The sequence below is a fragment of the Actinoplanes sichuanensis genome, from assembly GCF_033097365.1.
GTDB lineage: Bacteria > Actinomycetota > Actinomycetes > Mycobacteriales > Micromonosporaceae > Actinoplanes > Actinoplanes sichuanensis.
Genome location: NZ_AP028461.1, coordinates 7,948,236 through 7,969,068 on the forward strand (window position 1 = coordinate 7,948,236; position 20,833 = coordinate 7,969,068).

At 72.5% G+C, this 20,833-nt stretch carries 13 protein-coding genes; 7 read left to right on the forward strand and 6 right to left on the reverse strand.

Going from position 1 to position 20,833, the window contains the following annotated elements:
* Positions 1 to 179 precede the first annotated feature (179 nt).
* The gene (gene lipA, locus Q0Z83_RS36375; RefSeq protein ID WP_378078670.1) at positions 180 to 1,142 is read left to right on the forward strand and encodes a lipoyl synthase; all 963 of its coding nucleotides are present in this window, start codon (positions 180 to 182) and stop codon (positions 1,140 to 1,142) included.
* 93 nt (positions 1,143 to 1,235) lie between these two features.
* Here the strand turns inward: lipA and Q0Z83_RS36380 are convergent, their stop codons facing one another.
* Together Q0Z83_RS36380 and Q0Z83_RS36385 are read right to left on the reverse strand one after the other, a co-directional pair.
* Entirely contained in the window at positions 1,236 to 1,478 is a 243-nt protein-coding gene (locus Q0Z83_RS36380) for a hypothetical protein (RefSeq protein WP_317787789.1), read from the reverse strand.
* A gap of 860 nt (positions 1,479 to 2,338) precedes the next feature.
* On the reverse strand, positions 2,339 to 5,926 hold the full coding sequence (locus tag Q0Z83_RS36385; protein ID WP_378078669.1) for an AAA family ATPase: 3,588 nt from the start codon (positions 5,924 to 5,926) through the stop codon (positions 2,339 to 2,341).
* A gap of 310 nt (positions 5,927 to 6,236) precedes the next feature.
* On the opposite strand from Q0Z83_RS36385, the gene Q0Z83_RS36390 reads away from it, so the two are divergent.
* From Q0Z83_RS36390 to Q0Z83_RS36405, 4 genes are all read left to right on the forward strand, one after another.
* Positions 6,237 to 6,929 carry a DUF4191 domain-containing protein gene (locus Q0Z83_RS36390; protein WP_317787792.1) on the forward strand — a complete coding sequence of 231 codons (693 nt, stop codon included), beginning with the start codon at positions 6,237 to 6,239 and terminating at the stop codon, positions 6,927 to 6,929.
* A gap of 270 nt (positions 6,930 to 7,199) precedes the next feature.
* Positions 7,200 to 8,816, forward strand: coding sequence for an AAA family ATPase (locus tag Q0Z83_RS36395; protein WP_317787793.1), 1,617 nt, complete (start codon positions 7,200 to 7,202; stop codon positions 8,814 to 8,816).
* An 18-nt stretch (positions 8,817 to 8,834) separates the two neighbouring features.
* Complete coding sequence (locus Q0Z83_RS36400) at positions 8,835 to 10,034, forward strand: type VII secretion protein EccE (RefSeq protein ID WP_317787794.1); 1,200 nt, start codon at positions 8,835 to 8,837, stop codon at positions 10,032 to 10,034.
* On the forward strand, positions 10,031 to 10,963 hold the full coding sequence (locus Q0Z83_RS36405; protein WP_317787795.1) for a hypothetical protein: 933 nt from the start codon (positions 10,031 to 10,033) through the stop codon (positions 10,961 to 10,963). The genes Q0Z83_RS36400 and Q0Z83_RS36405 overlap by 4 nt, the downstream gene beginning before the upstream one ends.
* A 36-nt stretch (positions 10,964 to 10,999) precedes the next feature.
* Here Q0Z83_RS36405 and Q0Z83_RS36410 read toward each other — a convergent pair whose 3' ends face one another.
* From Q0Z83_RS36410 to eccCa, 3 genes are read right to left on the reverse strand one after another with little or no spacing between them, the layout of a single operon-like run.
* Positions 11,000 to 11,686, reverse strand: coding sequence for a hypothetical protein (locus tag Q0Z83_RS36410; protein WP_317787796.1), 687 nt, complete (start codon positions 11,684 to 11,686; stop codon positions 11,000 to 11,002).
* The gene (locus tag Q0Z83_RS36415) at positions 11,686 to 12,186 is read right to left on the reverse strand and encodes a SigE family RNA polymerase sigma factor (protein ID WP_317787797.1); all 501 of its coding nucleotides are present in this window, start codon (positions 12,184 to 12,186) and stop codon (positions 11,686 to 11,688) included. The genes Q0Z83_RS36410 and Q0Z83_RS36415 overlap by 1 nt, the downstream gene beginning before the upstream one ends.
* Positions 12,187 to 12,246: 60 nt before the next feature.
* Positions 12,247 to 16,194: a type VII secretion protein EccCa gene (gene eccCa, locus Q0Z83_RS36420; RefSeq protein WP_317787798.1), complete on the reverse strand. Its 3,948-nt coding sequence runs from the start codon at positions 16,192 to 16,194 to the stop codon at positions 12,247 to 12,249.
* A gap of 75 nt (positions 16,195 to 16,269) precedes the next feature.
* Here eccCa and eccD point away from each other — a divergent pair, with 75 nt between their 5' ends.
* Both eccD and eccB read left to right on the forward strand, forming a co-directional pair.
* Positions 16,270 to 17,679 carry a type VII secretion integral membrane protein EccD gene (eccD, locus tag Q0Z83_RS36425; protein ID WP_317787799.1) on the forward strand — a complete coding sequence of 470 codons (1,410 nt, stop codon included), beginning with the start codon at positions 16,270 to 16,272 and terminating at the stop codon, positions 17,677 to 17,679.
* A 7-nt stretch (positions 17,680 to 17,686) separates the two neighbouring features.
* Positions 17,687 to 19,045, forward strand: coding sequence for a type VII secretion protein EccB (gene eccB, locus Q0Z83_RS36430; protein WP_317787800.1), 1,359 nt, complete (start codon positions 17,687 to 17,689; stop codon positions 19,043 to 19,045).
* A gap of 348 nt (positions 19,046 to 19,393) precedes the next feature.
* On the opposite strand, the gene Q0Z83_RS36435 is transcribed toward eccB, so the two are convergent.
* Positions 19,394 to 20,743 (reverse strand): S8 family serine peptidase, encoded by a 1,350-nt coding sequence (locus Q0Z83_RS36435; protein WP_317787801.1) that lies wholly within the window; start codon positions 20,741 to 20,743, stop codon positions 19,394 to 19,396.
* Positions 20,744 to 20,833: the final 90 nt, after the last annotated feature.

Genomic DNA, 20,833 nt, shown 5'->3' on the forward strand with positions numbered 1-20,833 from the left:
CACGCTCCGGCGCGCGGGCCACCCTTCCCAGCTGCCGGGTGGCTCTCTCGGCCGGCGGATCGAAGCGTTACTCGGTCCCATCTACGCCGTGACGGGAACGCTAACAGTCGCCGATGCGGCATTCTCCTGAATTATGGGTGACGGCCCTCACACGAATGGTCACGTGAGCCTCGTCGCCCCTGCGCTGTGCCCGGCCTGTGCGGGCGTATCTTCGGGGTGTGACTATTGCTCCCGAGGGCCGCCGCATGCTGCGCATCGAAGCGCGCAACGCCGAGACTCCCATCGAGCGGAAACCTCCGTGGATCAAGGTCAAGGCCAAGATGGGCCCTGAGTACACCGAGATGCGCGGCCGCGTCCAGAAAGAGGGCCTGCACACGGTCTGCCAGGAGGCCGGCTGCCCCAACATCTACGAGTGTTGGGAAGACCGCGAGGCCACCTTCCTCATCGGCGGTGACCAGTGCACCCGCCGCTGCGACTTCTGCCAGATCGACACCGGCAAGCCGGCCGAGTTCGACGCCGACGAGCCCCGCCGCGTCGGCGAGTCGGTCGCCACGATGGGCCTGCGCTACGCCACGGTCACCGGTGTGGCCCGCGACGACCTGCCCGACGGCGGCGCCTGGCTCTACGCGGAGACGGTCCGCCAGATTCACAAGCTGATGCCCGGTTGTGGCGTCGAGCTGCTGATCCCCGACTTCAACGCCGACCCGGCCCAGCTGGCCGAGGTCTTCGGCGCGGCGCCCGAGGTGCTCGCCCACAACCTGGAGACGGTGCCGCGCATCTTCAAGCGCATCCGCCCCGGCTTCCGCTACGAGCGTTCCCTCGACGTGATCACCCAGGCTCGGGCAGCCGGCCTGGTCACCAAGAGCAACCTGATCCTCGGCATGGGCGAGACCCGCGAAGAGGTGACGGCGGCCCTGCGCGACCTGCACGGCGCCGGTTGCGAGCTGATCACCATCACCCAGTATCTTCGCCCCACCCCGCGCCACCACCCGGTCGAGCGCTGGGTGAAGCCGGAGGAGTTCGTCGAGCTCCGCGAGGAGGCCGAGCAGATCGGCTTCGCCGGCGTGATGAGCGGCCCGCTGGTCCGTTCGTCCTACCGTGCGGGCCGCCTCTACAAGCAGGCCCTCGAAGCCCGCGGCTGACCTGATACCGCGCGGCCGACCTTGATACCGCGCGGCTGACCTGATACGCGAGAGAGCCCCACGCCGTCCTGGCATGGGGCTCTTCTCGTTCATCTACTTCTTCTTTTTCGCCTTCTTGTCTTTCTTGTCTTTCTTACCCTTTTTCCCGTTGCCGCTGTCCTTGCCGTCCTGCTCGGACCCCCAACGGGCCTCGGCGACCTCCGGAACCAGCACCGGCGAAAGAAGCTTCAAGAACACCATGGCGAGGGGAGCCAGCCAGGCCCACCACGGCACCAGGGAGTCCGGTCCCATCAACATGCCGACGACGCCGTAACTCACCTCGACTGCGGTATCCATCATCTGCCTCCGGAGGACGAAACGCTCAGCTCAGGCAGGACGCCCTCCTGTGCTTCGGCACCCAATATCGGACCGGCGCCGCCCGCCATTAGCTTTCAACCCCCACCGAGCCTCACCACCCTGACTTCACCGCGCCCCGCCCCCGCGCCTCCCTGCCGCGCTCCTCGACCCCACCACCAATGGGCCTCGCCACCGTTCCGCCCGACCTTGCCACCGCGCCACTCGGTCCACCGCCACCACCAATGGGCCTCGCCACCGGTCAGCCCGACCTTGCCGCCACGCCACTCGGTCCACCGCCACCATTGGGGCCTCTGGCCGGCGCACCGCCCGACCCCACCGCCACCACTGAGCCTCGCCGCCGCACCACCCGACCCCACCGCCATCGCCCACCCGACCCCACCGCCTTCACCACCCGACCCCACCGCCACCGCCCAGCCCGCCACCCCGCCCCGACCCGCCGCCACCCAGCCCCTCGCCCGGCCTCCCGAGTGGCGGGCACCGCAGCCTTGCCGGACAGCGGTCTGGTCATCAGCGAGAAGCGGTCCCGTAGCGGTGAAGGCTCTCCGGGAACGCCCGTTGGCGGGAGCCGATCGTCGCCACTGAATGTCATCCGGTCGCTGCCGGACATGGCGAGGGTTCGAGATCTACTTCGCGACGGCAAGAGCACGGGTCGGCGTTCGGTGTGCTCCCGCCGTCGCCTGAACGTGCATGAACGCTCGCGACCGGCGGAACGAATGCGCTGATCGACAACCAGCCGCACACCCGGACGACCGACTCGGAGCCTTGACCAGCACGAGATCTCGACAAGATCAAAAACTGTCGATGAGGTACGAAAGCGGGTTGAGCCGGGCGAAGTGTGGTCAGGTGTCGAGGTAGCCGAGACGGTGGGCTACTGCGGCGGCCTCGACTCGGTTGGTCACCGCCAGCTTGGCGATGATCCGGGAGACGTGGACGCTCGCGGTTTTCGGAGAGATGAACAGACGTTCGGCGATGCGGCCGTTGCTGTGGCCTTCGGCTACCAGGCGGAGGACTTCGCGTTCGCGGGCAGTCAGGACTTCGGGGCTCGCGGCGGGAACTGCGCTGTTCCGGATGCCAAGCCGGCGGGCCAGGATGTCGATGGCCTCGCACAACGGTCTGGCCCCGAGCGCGGTTGCGAGGGCGGCGGCCTCGGTGAGAGCCGCCGCGGCGGCGGAACGGTCCGCGGCGGAGGCTTCGGCCAGGGCGAGTAGTGCGCCGGCCAACTGATACGGCTGTCCATCCACCCGCCAGGCCTCGACCGTCGCCTGCCAGCGCTCGGCGCCGCCGTCCAGGATGGCGGTGAGCTGGGCGGCATAGGCTCGCTCGGCGGGGTACCGCTGCGGCAGGAGAGCGGCCACCGCCCGGATCGCGCCCTCCAAATCCTCCGCCACGGGCGAGGCCGCACCGCTCAGCCCCGGCACCGCAGACGAAACCGCACCACCCGGACCTACCGCCACGGGCAAGACCGCACCACCCAAACCCGGCGCCGCAGACGAGACCGCACCACCCAGGCCCACCGCGGCGGGCAAGACCGCACCACCCAAACCCGGCGCCGCGGGCGAGACCGCACCACCCTTGCCCGTCGCGGCGGGCAAGGGAGCCGGTAACACCGAGGACCGCACAGCTTCGGCGGCCGACGAGGACTGTGGGCTGGATCCGGGCGAAGGCGAGGGAGCCGCCGGAGCCGCCGGCGAAGGGTCGACAGCAGCGGCCGGCAAGACCGGATCGACGCCGGCCACCGCGGGCGAAGTCCCAGATCCGGGCGCGACTCCGGCCGAGGTCCGGGTCGGAAAGACGTGGGCCGCCGCGGATGGCGAGGTGGGTGGAAGCGCAGGAACCACCCCGCCCGAACCCGACGCAGCCGAAAGGGCATCGACCGCCCCAACCCGTGAGGTGGACGGAAGCGCAGGGACCGCTCCGCCCGAACCCGACACAGCCGGGAAGACATGGGCCGCCGCGGATGGGGCGGTGGGCGGGAGTGTGCGGGCCGCGGCGGTCAGGATCGGCCAGGAGTAGCGCGGGCGGGAACTAAGGGCGGGGTCCTGGAGGGCGGCCTCGGCCGCAGCGCGGGCGGCTGAGGTGTCGCCGCCGGCCTGGGCGGCGATGATGCGCAACTCCAGGAGGCAGATGCGGGCCTCGTGGGTCAGGAACGTCTTGGCCAGGGACGTCACCGCCTGCCTGACGGTCTGGGTGGCGCCGTCATGGCCCCGGGCCAGACGCAGCCGGGCTCGGAGGCCGAGGCCGGGGAGGGCCAGTGTGCCGGGCGGGTCGTGGCGGGCGGCCTGGGCCAGGAGGGTGTCGGCCTCGTCCCAGCGGCCCAGGGCCATCAGAGCCTCGGCGTGGTTGGCCAGCAGGTAGACGCCGGTGGTGCGGCTGACGCCGACCCGGTCGGCCAAGGGGACGCCCTCGGCGGCGGCGGCTGCGGAGGCGGCGTAGTCGCCGAGCTCGAACAGGGCGTCGGAGAGGTTGACCAGGGCGGCGGCCAGGTTGGGGACGTCGCCGGCGGCTCGGCTGCGATCGACGGAACGGCGCATGGCGGGCACGCTGTCGGCGGCGGGGAGTCGGCCGCTGCACACCCTGCTGTAGGTGATCTCGGCGGCGGCCTGGGCCGCCTCGTCGCCGAGCTCGGCGGCAGCGGTGAGCACCATCTGGGCGATCCGGTCGGTGTCGGGGTCGTCGACGGCGGACAGGACGTACACGACGTTGCTGAGCAGTTTCAGCCAGGTGTGGTCGCGAGGCTGGGAGGCGAGCAGCCGATAAGCCTCCCGGGCCTCGGCGGCGCCGTCGCTTTTGCCGGCGTTGCGCAGCAGCTTGGCGCGGCGGATCAGGAGGCGGGCGGCGCGGACCGGCTGGGCCTCGAAGTCGAGGTCGGCGAGGGTGGCCCGGGTCAGTGTGAGGGCGCGCATGTGCTCGCCGGAGTCGATGGCGGCCAGCGCGGCCTCCTCCAGCAGGTCGAGGTGGCCGGCGCCGACCAGCGCGGCCGGGTCAGGCACCTGGTCCCACAGCTCGAGCATGCGGTCGAGGAGGCGGGCCCGCTCGGCGAAGGCGTAGCGGCGGCCGGCGGCGTCGGCGGCACGGTGCGCGGCGACGAGGGCACGGGCGTGATCGCGGGCGGAGAACCAGTGGTGGGCGATCTCGGCGGGGGCTCGATCGGCCTCGACCAGGTGCGGCTCGGACTCGATGGCCTGGGCGTAGCGGGCGTGCAGCCGGGCCCGCTCGCCGGGCAGCAGATCGTCATGGACGGCCTCACGGACCAGGGCGTGCCGGAACTCGTAGCCCCCATCGGGATCGATGACGATGAGCTGGGCGGCGACCGCGGCGCGCAGCGCGGACTCCAAGGCCGCCTCAACGGCACCGGCGAAATCGCGGCCCGCGCGGTCGCCACCGGCCAAGGGGCCACCAGCATGATTGCCACCGCCCGAGCCGCCGCCGGCCAAGGGCCCACCAACGTGGTTGCCACCGCCGAAATCGCCGCCGCCCGAGCCGCCGCCGGCGTGGTTGCCGCCGGCGAAATCGACGGCGGCGACCCGGGTGAGTAGCTCGTGGCCGAATCGGATGCCGCCGACCGCGGCCACCCGCAGCACCCGCTGGGCCGCGTCGGGCAGCTGGTCGGCGCGGGAGAGCAGCAGGTCGCGGAGCGTGTCGGGGATGTCGCCGCAGCGCGGGTCGGTGGATGCGGCGAACTGCTCGATGAAGAACGGAATGCCCTGGGCGCGGCGGCTGATCGCGTCGACCGTGGGCGGGTCGGGCTCGGCGCCGAGCAGGTGGCCGAGCAGCTCGGCGGTGCCGTCGCGGTCGAGCCGGTCGAGGTCGTGCCGCTGGACCCCGCGGACCCGCTCCAACTCGGCCAGGAACGGGCGCAGCGGGTGACCGCGGTGCAGCTCGTCGGTGCGGTAGGTGGCGATCAGCAGTAGCCGGGGCACCCGGGCCGAGCGGACCAGGAAGGCGATCAGGTCGCGGGTGGATCTGTCGGCCCAGTGCAGATCCTCCACCACCAGGACCACCGGGCGCTCCTCGCCGAGTCTGGCGAAGAGCGCGCCGACCAGCTCGAACAGGTGGCCGCGACGGGTCTCGCCGGGCTCGGCGGCCGGGCCCAGCTCGGGCAGCAGCCGGGCGAACTCGGCCTCCCGCCCGCCGAGCACGGCCCGGCCCTCGCGGCGGCACAGCTCACGCAGCGCGGCCGCGAACGGCGCGAAGGGCAGACCCTCCTCGCCCAACTCCAGGCACTGGCCGAGGAGGACTCGGGCGTCGAGCGGGCGGCAGAACTCCTCGACGAGGCGGCTCTTGCCGACGCCGGCCTCGCCGCCGATCAGCACGGTGGCCGGCTCGTCGCCGTGGGCTCGTTTGAGGGCCTCGCGCAGCACGGCCAGGTCGGGATCGCGGCCGACCAGGACCGTGCTGTGCACGCTCACCGTCATGGGATCGAGCATGCCACGCAGGTACGACGGGATCTCCGCGCCGATCATGATGTGAGAGCCCGGCGCCGGAAGCGGAGCAGCCGCCTCCGCCGGGCGTGGCGGTGCTCGCAGGCGTCTCGGAGCATGCCGTCGATGCGGAAGCGGGCCATCTGGAGGTGGGTGTCGGGGTCGCTGAAAGGGATCATGAGGGAGACTCTTCGCCGCAAGGCGGCACCCGGACATGGGGCCGCCGCCTCATCTCTCCCGGCGGCCCCTCCTTACGCACGGCTCGTGAGGTCCCCGGGACGCCGTAAGGTACCTGAGCCCCACTACACTTCCGGGCATGGCAAAACCCCAGGAGAAGGTGTCGTTCGGCGAGCGCCTGAAGCAGATCGGCCAGGTGTTCGCGTTCACCGCGAAGCAGGACAAGTGGTTCGTCCCGCTGGTCATCGGCGCGGTGGCGATCCCGGTCGCGATCACCGTGACGATCGTGCTCCTGACGAGTGGTTGGCTGTGGATCCCGGTCGGCATCCTGTTCACGCTGCTGGCCGTGCTGATCGTGCTCAATCTGCGGTCCAACACCGCGATGATGAACGTGGCGGAGGGCCAGCCCGGCGCCGCCGCCTCGCTGATGGAGAACATGCGTGGCGACTGGCGGGTGCGCCCGGCCGCGAGCTCCACGACGCAGTTCGACATGGTGCACGTGGTGATCGGCAAGCCGGGTGTGATCCTGCTCGCCGAGGGCGACCCGCAGCGGGTCCGGAGCCTGCTCAGCCAGGAGAAGAAGCGGCTGGTCAAGGTGATCGGCAATGCCCCGATCTACGACTACGTGATCGGCTCCGAGGAGGGGCAGCTGTCGATCCGCAAGCTGCGCTCGACGATGCTGCGCCTGCCGAAGAACCTGACCGGCAAGGACGTCAACGCCCTGGACAAGCGGCTCGGCGCCCTGATGTCGCGCCCCCAGATGCCGAAGGGCGCGATCCCCAAGAACATGCGGCCGAGCAAGGGCGCGTTCCGGCAACAGCGCCCCCGCTGATCAAAACCCCGTTCATCGGGGAGTACGGGGTGAGCCGCCCCGAAAAGCAGCAGCCCGTCCCGAGTACCGGGGCGGGCTGCCGTTGTCTCACCGAGGCGTGCATGTGTAGCCGTACCACCAAAAATGGCTGTACCTCCGGAGAGACCGCTTTTATCGACAAGGGTCTCCATGATCGGTCCGGGGCGATAGCCTCGGGTCTACGCCGCTGTCCGGCGGTCCACGCCGGACGGTGACGCCGACCTGCACCCTGGGCTGGAGGGAGTTCCGCTCGTGGTCAGCACCCTGGCGGTTCCGGGCACCTATCCGACCCTGCGCGATGCTCTCGAGGTGGCTCCCGACGGGGCCGTCGTCCTGCTGGCTCCGGGGACCTATCGGGAGCGGATCGACCTGGCCGGCCGGCGGTTGACCGTGCGGGCGTCGGGTGATCCCGGTTCGGCGGTGGTGGACGCGTCCGGTCTGGACGGTCCGGCGTTGGCCGTGGCGTCCGGCGAGGTCGAGGTGGACGGGCTGGCCCTGGTGTCGGACGACTATCCGGCGGTGGCGATCGGCGGCGGCCGGGTCCGGCTGCGGCGCTGCGAGTTGTCCGCGGGTTACGGCGCCGGTCTGCAGGTCGAGGGCGGCGCGACGGTGGACGCCGCGGAGGTGCGGGTGGTCGCCGGCCAGCACGGTTTCGTCTTCTCCGACGCCGGCGGCACGGTGGATTCGTGTGTGGTCGGCGGCGTCTCGGACGACGGGGTGATCGTGCGGCTCGGCGCGGACCCGGTGATCCGCGACACTCGGATCACCGACTGCGGCTACCGGGGTGTGTACGTCTACCAGTCGGGACGGCCGCTGATCGAGCGCTGTGAGATCTCCGGCACCCGCGACGCGGGCATCGTGGCGGCCGGTGGGAGTTCGCTGCGGGTCGTCGAGACGTGGGTGCATCAGACTTCCGGGCGGCCGGCGATCGTGGTCGGTGCCGGTTGCACGGCGACCGTCGACGCGTGCCGGCTGGAGGAGACCGCGGACCCACCGGTGGAGGTCGACCCGCGGGCCCAGGTGACGATGACGGGCGCCCCGCAGGGCGACTCCGACGTGGAGCGGCTACTCGCCGAGCTCGATTCGATGATCGGGCTGGCCGGGGTGAAGGCCGAGGTCCGGTCACTGATCGACGAGATCCAGGTGAACGAGTGGCGGCGCGGCGCGGGCCTGTCGGTCGGCTCGGCCAGCCACCACCTGATCTTCACGGGCGCTCCGGGCACCGGGAAGACGACGGTGGCCCGCATCTACGGGCGGCTGTTGCGGGCGCTGGGGGTGCTGCCGGACGGGCAGTTCCGTGAGGTGTCCCGACGTGACCTGGTCGGACAGTACATCGGGCACACCGCGGAGAAGACCACGACCGTGTTCGAGGAGGCGATGGGCGGGGTGCTGTTCATCGACGAGGCGTACACGCTGGCCCGGGCCGGCGGGGCGACCGCCGACTTCGGTCAGGAGGCGATCGACACGCTGGTGAAGCTGATGGAGGACCACCGGGAGCGGGTCGCGTTGATCGTGGCCGGCTACACCCGGGAGATGTCCGATTTCCTGGACGCGAATTCGGGTCTGGCCTCCCGGTTCGCCAAGACCCTCGAATTCGAGAACTACGGACCGGACGAGCTGGTGATGATCGCCGATCGGATCGCCCGCAACGACGACTACGTGCTCGCCGACGGGCTGCCGGAGGCGCTGTGGGAGCACTTCGGACAGCTGGAACGGGACCGCAACTTCGGCAACGCCCGGGAGGCGCGGCGGTTGCTGGAGGGCATGCGCAAGGCGCAGTCCGGGCGGCTGCGGGCGATGGGGCGGATGCCCAGCCGTGACGACCTTCGGACACTGATGCTCGCCGATCTGCGAGTGGCCACACGCTGAACCGACAGGGGGTGAGACGTGCACCGTGGGGAAGGAACCACCTACCAGACCGCGCCGGCGGTCCCGGTCCGCGCGGTACCTCGGCGCGGGCATCTCGGGTCGCTGAGCCTCGCGCAGATCCTGGTCGCCGAGGCGGTGCTGCTGGCGCTGGCGGCGTCGCTGGCCGCCACCCCGGTGGTGTTGCTGCTGGTCGGCGCGGGCTCGGCGGCCCTGCTGTTCGTCTTCTTCGCGCGTCGGCAGAACCGCTGGTGGCTGGAGCACCGGCAGGTGGCCCGCGACCATCGGCGCCGCCGCGCCGCCCGGATCGATCCCCGGTCGGGGCCGGTGCTGGCCGCGCTGCGCACGATCGCACCCGGTCTGGCCGTGCAGGACGTGGCGGCCGCCGACGGTACGGTCGGGGTGGCCCGGGACGAGGCCGGCTGGTTCAGCGTCGTCACGCTCGACCCGGCCGCCGCGCCGCTGCCCCTGGACACCCTGTTCGGCGTCCTCTCCGGCACCGGCCAGCCCGGCCTGGTGATGGAGCTGGTCACGCACACGGTGCCGGCGCCGAGCCCGGACGTGCCGGCCGCGTCGCCGTCGGGTGCCTCCTACCGGCAGCTGGCCGAGACGACGGGAGCCGGACCGGTCCCGTCGTACCGCGAGTCGTCGGTCAGCATCCGGGTCGACGCGCGGGCGCTGGCCGAGGCGCTGCTCGATCACACCGCCGACCCGGAGGCGGCCGCCGCACTCGTCGCCGGCCTGGCCCGCAAGGTGGTGACCAGCCTGCGCCGGCTCGGGGTGGTCGGGCAGCCGCTGGATGCGGACGGGCTGCTGGCGCTGCTGGCCCGCTCCTGTGACGTGGAGCCGTGGGCGCTCGCCGACGGGCCGGGGCCGGACGAGGCGTGGAACTTCTGGCGGTCGGCACGGCTGGTGCACCGGACGTACTGGCTGCGGACCTGGCCGGGTTCGGCGACCGAGATCGGGTCGCTGTTCGCGTGGGCGTCGACCGCCCCGGCCGCGCAGACCAGCGTGGCGCTGGTGCTCGGGGCCGCGGGCGCCGAGGACGTGCCGGTACGGGCGTTCATCAGGCTGGCCACCCGGCCCGACGCCGACCTGCGGGCGCTGGACCGGGTGCTGGTCGAGGGGGTCCGGCGGGTCGGCGGCGAGTTGCAGCCGCTCGACGGGGAGCAGGGGCCGGCGGCGTATGCGACGGCACCGACCGGGGGTGGCGCCGGATGAGCTACCCGATGCCGTACCCGGAGGAGCGCGCTGACCGGCCGCAACCGGCCCCGGCCCCGCAGCCGGTTCCGGCCCCGCCCGCGGTCGCCCGGGCCGCCGTGCCGGTCGCCCGGGTGCCGGTCGCGCCCGCGGTCACGTCCGCTCCGCTGGCCACCCCGACCCCGCTGACCCGTCCGCCGGACGAGCCGGGTGGCCCACCCACCGGGCCGGACGGGGAGCGGCCGCGCGACCGGACCGGGCCGTCCGGGCAGACGAGCCGGCTGCGGATCGGCTGGCACACCGTGCCGCGAGCCGGGCTGCGCCGGGTGACGGCGACCCCGCCCGCCCCGGCCGGGCTGCTGCTCGGGCGCGATCAGCAGCAGGTCCCGGTGCCGTTGCGGCTCTTCACCCCGGATCCGGTACGGGTGACCCTGGTCGGCGGGGTGTGGGCGGCCCAGCTGCTGATCTTCCGGGCGTTCTCGGTCGGGGTCCGGGTGGTCGTGGTGACGACCGAGCCACGTGCGTGGGCCGGTTTCGGCGAGCGGGCCACCGGGCAGCAGCACCGGCTCACCGTGGTCGCGGCGGAACCGGGCGGGCCGGTCGGCGGGACCGCGCAGACCCCGCTGCTGACCGTCTACGACCTGGGGGTGTCCGGTCCGATGACGAGCCCGCCGCTGGGTCCCTGGCACACGCAGCTGACCATCCTGCGACAGTTGGACCGGCCGGGTGTCGCGGCGGTGCAGGAGGCCGGCCTGGTGGTCCTGCAGCGGCTCGGCGGGGACGAGGCGGCGCTGGCCGCGGCGACCCTGCGACTGCGACCGCAGAGTGCGCAGCTGCTCCAGCAGATGAACGACGACATGATGGCGCTGATCGGCGACGGCGACGACCGCTACCTGTTCCTGCATCAGACGGGTATCGAGCAGCAGTACATGGGACTACCTCGCCGCTAGCCGGGGCCACTCCGGAGCGCGCTGCACAACGGCTGGTCAGCGGGTCAGCACCCGTTCGGCGAGCCATTCGAGGTCGTCCTCGGTCGGGCCGTAGACGACGCCCCGGGGCGTCATCGCCGGCTCGGACCGCAGCAGGTAGAGGGCGCCGCCCGAGATCCACTGGAGCTCACGGCGGGTGCCCGCGCCGGCCTCGGACTCGATGACACGCACGGTCGTGCCGGCGGCGGTGAACTCCCACACGTTCAGCGGCGCGTCGGCGGTTTCGACGGCGGGCAACTCCGTCTCACCGGGAATCCGGTCGAGATGGGACTCGGCCGGACTCTGCCGCTCCGGACCGGGTGGGGTCGCCGTGTCGGTGATCACCGTCGTGAAGATCCCGGTGTCGGTCCGGGTCTCCGGTCCGAAGACGAACCGCCGCTCGCGGGCGAGTGCCGCCGCCGCGGATGCCGACGCCCTCGGGTCGGTGGCGGGCGGCGAGACCACCGGCGGTGACGGATCGGTCGAGGGCAGTGAGATCGCCGGCGGCACGACGGGCGGCTGCGTGCGGCCCGGCACCACCAGGAAGAGGATTCCGGCCACCGCGACCATCGCACCGGACATCGCCGCCAGCCGGATCCGGGCCCGCCGCCGCCTGGCCCGACGCAGCAGATCGGCGGCCGGTAGTGGGCCGATCCCGGCGGCCAGGTCGTTCATGACCGCGCGCAACTCGTCCTGGGTGGGCATCAGGCGCTCCTCTCGACTTCGACTTCGCCCAGCGTGATCCGCATCTTGCCGAGCGCCCGATGGCACAGTGACTTGACCGTCCCCGTGCTGATCCCGAGCATGTCGGCGACCTCGGACTCCTTGCGGTCGTCGAGGTAGCGGAGCACGACGATGGCCCGTTCCCGTGGGGTGAGCCGGGCCAGCGCGGGGATCAGGGTGTTCCGGTCGTCGGCGCGGGCGGTGCCGTCACCGGCCGCGGTCTCCGGTAGGACGCCGACCGGCTGCTCCCGGCGCCGGTGGGCGAGCCGCCACCAGTCGGTGACCGCGTTGGTCACCGCAACGCACAGATAGCCGTACGGATCCTCGTGCTCGATGCGACGCCAGCGCGGGTAGGCGCGCATCAGCACCGTCTGCACGATGTCGCGGGCCTGTTCCCGGCTACCGCACAGGAGTTCGGCGTGAGCGATCAGCCGGCCCGACCGCGCGGTCACGAACGCGGCGAAGGACTCGTCCGTGCTCATCATGTCGTCCAAGACGGGATGACCGGCGGGAAGGTTCGCACCCCTCCACTGTGATCCGGGTCACCGCGCGGGTGGGGACCAGGCCAGCTGGACCAGCCGCGCCCCGTGCTTGCGGGTGACCATCCAGGCCCGACCCGGCGGCAGCGGCTGCGGCTTCAGGTTGCCGAAGAGCGGGCCCTCCTCCCGCTGGCCGGACATCATGATCCCGGGCGAGGCCAGCTCCCGGATCCGGCCGATCACCGGGTCGAACAGGGCCCGCCCGGCCCCGCCGATCCGCCTGGTGATCACCACGTGCAGGCCGATGTCGCGGGCCTGGGGCAGGAACTCCAGCAGTGGCGTCAACGGGTTCGGGGTGGCCGACGCGATCAGGTCGAAGTCGTCGACCAGCACGTACAGCTCGGGGCCCTTCCACCAACTGCGGTTGCTGAGCATCTCCGGGGTGACGTCCGGGCCGGGCAGCCGCTCCCGCATCGCCACCGCCACCTGGTTGATCAGATCGGCGGTGACCTGGTGCGAGGTGCCGTACCCGATGGTCTTCTCCGGTGGCACACAACCGAGCAGGCTGCGCCGCAGGTCGACGAGGAGCAGCCGGGCCTCGGACGGGGTGTGCGCGGCCGCGATCGACCGGGCGAGACTGCGTAGGAACGAGCTCTTGCCGCTCTCCACGTCACCGAAGAGCAGCGCGTGCGGCTCGGCGTCGAAGTCCAGCGCGACCGGTTGCAGGTCGGCCTCGGCGATCCCGATCGGCACCAACGCGCCCCGGGCCGGGGGCAGCGCCTCGAACGGCAGCTCGGCCGGGAGCAGCCGGACCGCCGGGGCGGGCGCCGTCGTCCACTGTGCCGAGACGTCCCGGACCAGCTCGCCGACCGCCTCGGCGAGGTCGTCGACGCGCTGCTCCCGATCGACTCGGGGCAGCGCGGCCAGGAAGTGGAAGCCGTCCGGGGTGAGGCCGCGACCGGGCGCGTCCTCCGGCACGTTCACCGCCTCCCGCCGGTTGATCACCGAGTCGGCCGCCTCACCGAGACGCAGCTCGATCCGGGTGCCGAAGACGTCCCGGATCTGCGGGCGCACGTCCATCCACCGGTTCGTGGCGGCCAGCACGTGGATGCCGAACCCCAGACCACGGTTGGCCAGCTCGTGCACCGTCGTCTCGAGGTCCTCGAACTCGGTGCGCAGCGTCGACCAGCCGTCCACGATCAGGAACACGTCACCGAACGGGTCCTCGGCGAACCGGCCCTGCGTCCGGGCCCGCCGGTACGCCGCCGCGCCCTCCACGTTCTCGGTGGCGAACAACTCCTCCCGGGCCCGCATCAGCCCGTGCAGCTCGGCGATGGTGCGCCGCACCTTGTCCACATCTCGCCGGGTCGCCACCCCGCCGACGTGCGGCAGGTCGGCCAGCGCACTGAGCGGACCGCCACCGAAGTCGAGGCCGTAGAACTGCGCCTCCCGCGGCGTGTGCGTCAGGGCCAGGCTGACGACGAGCGTACGCAGCAGATTCGACTTACCCGACTGGGCCGCCCCGACGATCATCACATTGCCGGCCGCACCGGAGAGGTCCAGCCACATCGGGTCGCGTCGCTGGTCGTACGGCTTGTCGATGATCCCGCCGAGCGCGTGCAACGAGCCGTACCGGTCCTCGGCGTCGACGGTCAGACCCCGCTCCGGGACGGTGATCACCGGCGGCAGCATCTGCCCGAGCGTGGACGCCTTGTCCAGCGGCGGCAGCCAGACCTCGTGGGCCGGCGCGCCCTTGCCCTCCATCTGCCGGACCAGCACCTCGATCAGGGTGTCCCCGACGGCGTTCTCCTCCACCGGGGCCGGTTCCTCCTCCGGCGAGGAGAGCAGCGGGGCCACGTAGAAGGTGGAGAAGTCCCGGATCGGGTTTCCCCCTCGGCTGCCCGCGCCGGGCAGGTCACCGTTCTGCCGGACCGCCCCGGAGACGTACGCCGCCTTCAGTCGGATCAGCCCGTCGGTGCCGGTCCGCAGATAGCCGTGCCCGGGTGACCGGGGCAGCTCGTAGGCGTCCGGCACGCCGAGCACGGCCCGGCTCTCCATCGACGAGAACGTCCGCAGGCCGATCCGGTACGACAGGTGCGACTCCAGCCCACGCAGCCGCCCCTCCTCGAGTTTCTGCGAGGCCAGCAGCAGATGGATGCCGAGTGACCGACCCACCCGTCCGATCTGGACGAACATGTCGATGAAGTCCGGCCGGGCGCTGAGCAGCTCGGAGAACTCGTCGACGATGAACAGCAGACTGGGCAGCGGGGCCAGTGGCACCCCGGCCGACCGGGCCCGCTCGTAGTCCCGCTGGGACGCGTAGTTACCGGCTTTGCGCAGCAACTCCTGCCGTCTGGTCAGCTCACCCTGGATGGCGCCGAGCATCCGGTCCACCAGCGGCAGCTCGTCCTCCAGGTTGGTGATCATCGCGGCGGTGTGCGGCAGCCGGTCCAGTGAGGCGAACGTGGCGCCGCCCTTGAAGTCGACCAGCAGCAGGTTGAGGATCTCCGGACTGTGCGTCATGGCCAGCGCCAGCACCAGCGTGCGCAGCAGCTCCGACTTGCCCGAGCCGGTCGCGCCGACGAGCAGCCCGTGTGGACCCATGCCGTCCTGCGCGGACTCCTTCAGGTCCAGTTCGACCGGGCGACCGTCGGCACCCACTCCGATCGGCACCCGCAGCCGGTCCCGGTTCGGCCTGCTCGCCCACAGCTCGTTCAGATCGATGCCGTACGGGTCGTCCTGCTCCAGCAACTCGGCCAGCCCGGTGTCCAGGGAGATGGCCGGCGCGTCCGCCTGCGAGGCCGCCGACAGCCGCAGCGGCGCCAACTCCCGGGCCAGCACCTCGGCCTCGGCCAGGCTCAGCACGTCGGACCGGCCGACCTCGGTCGGACCGTCCATGGTGGTGCCGGTGACCGTGCCGTCGGCGGCGATCTCCAGCACCACCGAGCTGTCGTCGAGCAGCCGGGGCGGCGGCACCGACAGGTCGACGATGGTGACCCCGGCGACACCGCCCTCGGTCATCAGATGGTCGGAGCCGGCCGTCGAACCGCCGTCGATGATCACCATGACGTGCGGCCCGCCGCCGGGCGCGCCGGCCGGGTCGAAGCGGGACCGGTTGACCAGCACGTCGTCGAGCATCGCCTCCAGCGCCGGCACGCTCGGGGCGACCAGGCGGACCGGCCCGATCGCGTCGGTCTTGCCCGGGTGCTGGGTGTGCGGCAACCATTTCACCCACTCCCAGCGGGCCCGCTCGTGATCCGGCACGCAGACGCCGATGCGCAGGTCGTCGGGGGCGTGGAAGGTGACCATCTGGGCCAGCAGGGCGCGGACGAAGTCGTGGGTGTGCCGGTCGGCGCCGCGCACGTAGATGTGCGAGAAGTCGCGCAGCGCCACCGACACCGGCAGGTCCGGCACCACCGAGTAGGTGTTCAGGAACCGGCGCAGCGCCATCGTGCACAGCGGCTCCAACTCGTCGACCGGGCGGGTCTGCGGCGGAACCAGCCGGGTCGCCACCTCCTGCGGGCCGACCGCGATCCGGACCACGGTGAAGTCGGCGTCGCCCCGACGGCGCTCCCACAGCCGGCCGCTGTCGGTGAACGTCCAGAGTGTCTCCGGATCGGGGTTGCGGTAGTAGAGCGACTCGCGCTGCTGCCGGATCGTGTCGCGCACCTGCGCCCGCAGCTGGGAGAGGTGACGCAGATACTGCCGGCGGGCCTCGATCATCTCGCGTTTGCCGGGGCCGGAGGTGTTGGTCAGCATCATCGCGAACATGCCGAGGATGGACACCCCGTACATCGCTCCGGCCACGTAGGTGATCGGGCCGCCCCGCTGCGCGCCCATCATCAGGCCCATCGCCGCGGCGCCCGCGCCCATCGGCAGGATCATCAGCATCCGGCTCCAGCCCTTGCCCTGCGGCGGCGGGATCTCCGGCGGCGGGTCGAGCGGGACCTCGCCGGACGGCATCACGGGCGCGGGTCGGCGCGGTGGCCGCTTGATGATCGTTACTGTCACTCTGGGCTCCCCGTCTGTGACGTAGCGACGTCATCCTATCCGTGATCGGCGCCCGATCCTGCTACGTTGTCCACTGTGAGCGCACCCGCAGCAAGCGGGCCCTCGCTGGCCCGGGTGACCATCGCGGCGCCGACCCGCCGCCTCGATCTCGCCCTGCCCGACAACATGCTCGTGGCCGAGTTGCTGCCGCATCTGCTGCGGCACGCCGAGGGTGCCCTGGGTGAACCGGCCGAGCGACACGGCGGCTGGGTGCTGCGCCGGGCCACCGGCACCACCTTGGAACCGGGCCGCAACCTGGCCTCGCAGGGTGTCCGCGACGGCGAGTTGCTGCACCTCGACCCGGCCCGGGAGGACTGGCCCGAGCTGGCGTACGACGACGTGGTCGAGGTGATCGCCAGCGGCTCCCGGCGGGCCGGCCGCACCTGGAGCCCGGCCGCGACCAGGCGCTGCGGTCTCGCCGTCACCGCCGGGGCGCTGCTGCTGGGCCTGGCCGGGCTGGCCGCCACCGGCCCCGGCTGGGTGGTTCCCGGCGTGATCGCGCTGATCGTCTCGCTCGCCTGCGCGGTGCTCGGCATCCTGCTGTCGCGGGCGTTCAAGGACGCGAACGCGGGCGGGGTGGTCGCGGCGAGCGGGTTGCCGTATGCGTTCTTCGGCGGCGCCTGGCTGCTCACCGAGCCGGGTGGGGGCTTCCTCGCGGTCGGTGCGCCGGGCCTGGTCCTCGGCTCGTCGGCGCTGCTGGTGGTCAGCGTGCTCGGGCATGCCGGGGTGGCCGGGCTGACCAGGCTCTTCGTGGCCGGGATCGCAGCCGCCCTGACCGGTCTGCTGGCGGCCACCCTGGTGTTCGCCGGGGTGACCGCCGAGGGCGCGGCAGCGGTGGCGCTGACCCTGGCGATCGGGCTGCTCCCGGCGTATCCGGTGCTGGCGGGCTGGATCGGTCGGCTGCCCTTCCCGGACCTGCCGACCAAGGCCGAGGACATCCTCAAGGATCAGGCGACGCCCCGCCGGGCCGACGTGTTCGCGGCGGTGGTCCGGGCGTCCGAGGTGCTGTCCGGGTTCATCCTGTCGGCGGCGCTGTGCAGCATCGTGGTGATGACCTGGCTGGCCCTGTCCGGTCCGGATACGGCGGCCGTGCTGCTGATGGTCGCGGCGATCGCCGCCCTCCTGCTGCGGGCCCGTCTGCTGCCCACCCCTCAGCAGCGGGTGCCGCTGCTGACCGCGGGCCTGCTCGGACTGGCCGGGCTGGGCGTGGGCCCGGTCGTCACCGGCGCCGTGTCCGGGGTGGTCCTGGTCGTGCTGGCCGCCGTGGTGACCGCGGTGGCCCTGCCGTCCGCGCTGATCTACAGCCGCAAGGCCCCCTCGCCGTACCTGGGCCGAGCCGGCGACATCCTCGACATCGTCGCGATCATGGCGCTGATCCCGCTGGCCTGCGCGGTGGCCGGCGTCTTCGACGGCGTCCGCGGCCTGTTCGCCTCGATCGGCGGGTGACCGGCCGATGATCTCCCGACGCGACCAGTTGCAGTCGTACCAGTTCATGAACCAGCGGGTGATCTCGGCGTTCGTGATGCGGGAGACCGACCCGGCGCAGTCCCCGCTGCGCCGCGGCATCGGCGCCCTGTTCGGCGGCCTGATGGTGGCGGTGCTGGTGGCGGCCGGGTTCGGCATCTACGGCCTGCTCACCCGGACCGGCGCCGACCAGTGGCAGCAGGACGGCTCGGTCGTCGTCGAGCGGGAGTCCGGCGCCAGCTTCGTCTACTTGCGCGGCCGGCTCAACCCGGCGCTGAACTTCACGTCGGCGAAACTGGCGTCCGGCCGCCCGAACCCACCGGTCTTCCGGATCGCGGCGAAGTCTCTGGCCGGCACCCCACGCGGCGTGACCATCGGCATCGCGGGCGCCCCCGCCTCGCTGCCCGACGCCGCGGCCCAGGCCGGCCTGCCGTGGGCGATGTGCGCGATCCCCGGCAACCGTCCACAGTCGATCCTGCTGGTCGGCGCCACCGGCCCGGCCGGCGCCGCACTGGCCGACCGCGCGCTGCTGGTGACCGACGACGCCACCACCCACCTGATCTGGCAGGGCCGTCGACACCGCATCCCGGACCGCACCACGGTGGTGGCGCTGTTCGGCAACCAGGCGCCCGTCCAGTTCGGCGCCGCCTGGCTGAACGCCCTGCCGTCCGGCGCCGACATCGCCCCGCTCACGGTCCGCGACCTGGGCGACCCGTCCGACGCGGCCCCCGGCTTCGACATCGGCGACATCCTGGTCACCGACACCGGAAGCGGGCGCCAGTTCAACCTGATCCTGGCCGACGGCCGCGCCCCGATCACCGCGGTTCAGCAGGTGGTCCTGAGCGCCTCCCCGGACTTCGGCGAGCCTCGCAAGATCAACGTCGCCCAGCTGGCCGACATCCCGGAGAGCCGCGTCCTCGCCGGCGAGGACGCGAGCGTCCGAGGCCCCGACCAGGTGCCCCGCCTGGCCGCGGTGGCCGGCGACGAATCCGCGTGCGCGATCACCAGGGACGCCGGCAAACCACCGGACATCGCGGTCGGCGGCCCGGCCACGGCCTACAACGCCGCCATCCCCACCCCCGGAACCGCCGACTCGGGCCGCCCCCTGGCCGACCGGATACAGGTCTCCGGCGGCCGGTTCACCCTCGCCCGGGTACCCGGATCCGGCTCGTTCACCCTGGTCACCGACGTGGGACTCAGCCACCCCATCCCCAGCCAGGACGCCCTCGCCAGCCTCGGCTACGCCCCGACCCTGGCCGCCGAGATCCCCACCGCCTTGATCAATTCGATCCCCGCGGGCGTCACCCTGGACCCGGCAGCTGCCCTTCGCCCCTCCCAAAACCCCTAATAGGGTACGAACCACACCTCCACCACACACCACTCCGCCCCGCCTGCCCTCGCGACGCAGGCGTCCCCTCCCGACCGACCACGCGCCCGCCGGGCTGCGATTCCCGCCCTCACCGAAACCCCGCCACGCACCCGCCAGGCTGTGATCCGAACCCACGACCGGCACCCACGGTCGCACCGCCGTCGGGAACGTCCACGGAAGGCCGGTCAGCCGTTCGGTGCGCCGACGCCAGGAGCGACCACCGCACAGGGATTCGAGTCGCCGGGAGACGAGAGCGGGACGAGCCGACCGAGGATGACGGGACGGAGGAAGCGCAGGTCTTGGTTGGGAGACTCGGGTGGGAGTGGATCAACGGCGATGGGGCGGGGTGTCCAGGAGCATCACCGGAGGGCCCGGCTCCAGGGGCTCGGGAGTGGGGGCCGGGGTGGGGGTCAGCCCCGGGCGCCACGTGCGGCGGCGGCTTCGGCGGATCGCGGCCGCCGCCAGCGACAGGGCCATCACCAGGGTGGCCGCGACCACGGCCGCGGTCATCGCGACGGCTCGGCGGAACACCTCCGAACTGTCGTCCGGAGGTGGCGCCGGATCCAGGGCCGGGAGGCCGCGGGCGTCGGTGTCCACCAGCCGGGCGGTCAACGCCGCATAGGGACTCACCACCCCGGCTCCGAAGGCCGGGCCCGCCGGAGCCGGGCTCGCGGTCGCGATCAGCCGCCGGGTCGCCTCGGCCGGAGTCATGCCGGGGTCTTCGGCTCGGAGCAGGGCGGCCGCCGCGCCCACGAAACCGGCGGCCACCGCGGTGCCGGACGACTCGACCACACCCCGGCCGGTCTGAAGAGTGGGGACGGCCACCCCGGGAGCGACCAGGTCCACGTACTTTCCGAACTGGGATTTCGGGGAGATCTGGCCGTTCTGGTCGATGGCGCCGACGCCGATGACTCCGGGGTAGGAGGCCGGGTACGGGTCGGGGTTACCGTCGTCTCGGGCGCCCAGGTCCCCGACCGCGGCCACGATGATCACATCCTGGGCGAGGGCGGTCTCGACTGCTGACGCCAGAGCCGGGTCGTCCTGGTAGACCGGGGCGGCGACGACGACCACGTCGACGTCGTTCTGTACCGCGGTGAGGATTCCCCGGGCCAGGGTGCCGGCGGTGGGAACGGACCCGGCCGGGTCGTCGGGCATCACCCGGATCGGCAGGATCGCGGCTTCCGGGGCCAGGCCCGCCGCGTCGCTGTCGCCGCCGCCGGGGCGGCCGCCGATGGTTCCGGCCACCTGGGTTCCGATGCCGGTGCAGTCCTGGTCGGCGCCGCCCGCGTTGTCCACCGTGTCGGCGCCGGTCAGCACCCGGTCGTCGAGTTGCGGCTGGCCACCGTCGACACCGGTGGAGAGCACCGCGACCCGGGTCCCGTCCCCGTTACGCAGGGCCCGGACCGCGTCGGCCCGCAACATCTCCCGGGCCCACGACCCGTTGACCCGATCCTCACCCGGCTGCGCACAGTCCTGCCCCGGCGCCGCGAAGCCCGCCGCGACGAAGGTACCGAAAGCGCCGAAAGAAGCCGGCGCCGCGAAGCCCGCCGCAGCGAGGGCACCGGAAGCGCCGAAAGAAACCGGCGCGGAGGAGGCGGCGGCCGGCGCGGCGCAGAGAGCGACGAGCAGAGGACCGCAGAGAGCGGCCAGGGCAGCGCCCGGGGAAGCGGTTCTCATGACATGGATCCTCCGCTACCGGAAGGGAATCGACCGGCCCACAGATTCGATCTCGTGCACCTTCTGAAATTCGGCCGGAATTGCCGTTCA